The organism is Chromobacterium sp. ASV23 (assembly GCF_016428945.1).
Lineage (GTDB): Bacteria > Pseudomonadota > Gammaproteobacteria > Burkholderiales > Chromobacteriaceae > Chromobacterium > Chromobacterium sinusclupearum.
Genome location: NZ_JAELTR010000211.1, coordinates 1 through 413 on the forward strand (window position 1 = coordinate 1; position 413 = coordinate 413).

A 413-nucleotide genomic window follows, 5' to 3' on the forward strand; every position below is an offset into this window, starting at 1 on the left:
CAGATGTGTATAAGAGACAGGACTGGTTTGACGCTCATGGAATAGCAACTGCATCCAACGGCCGCATTCTGTTTCGTTCAAAGAATAGATTCTCTTATCAAACTGGCAATGCCCAGATCTTTGCTGGTGGAGATATGGTGAGTGGAGCCGACTTGGTGGTTCGAGCGGTAAATCAAGGCCGCGAGGCTGCTGTTGAAATACTGGCGTACTTGGAAAGCTAGTTAAAGTAAAGTTGTCTGCCTGTAACTGAGTACTTTATGAGAAAACGGTTGGAAATTATTACATCTGATCAATCTGGAGTAGTGACATCATGAAAGCGGTTTTGTTAGCAGGTGGATTGGGAACAAGAATTTCCGAAGAAACCCATCTTAAACCTAAGCCAATGATCGAAATCGGTGGGAGACCGATACTCT

General features: G+C 44.3%; 1 pseudogene. It reads left to right on the forward strand.

What is annotated here, in order from left to right:
* Positions 1 to 310: 310 nt before the first annotated feature.
* Positions 311 to 413: pseudogene (locus tag JHD59_RS22290) on the forward strand (glucose-1-phosphate cytidylyltransferase); the annotation flags it as partial.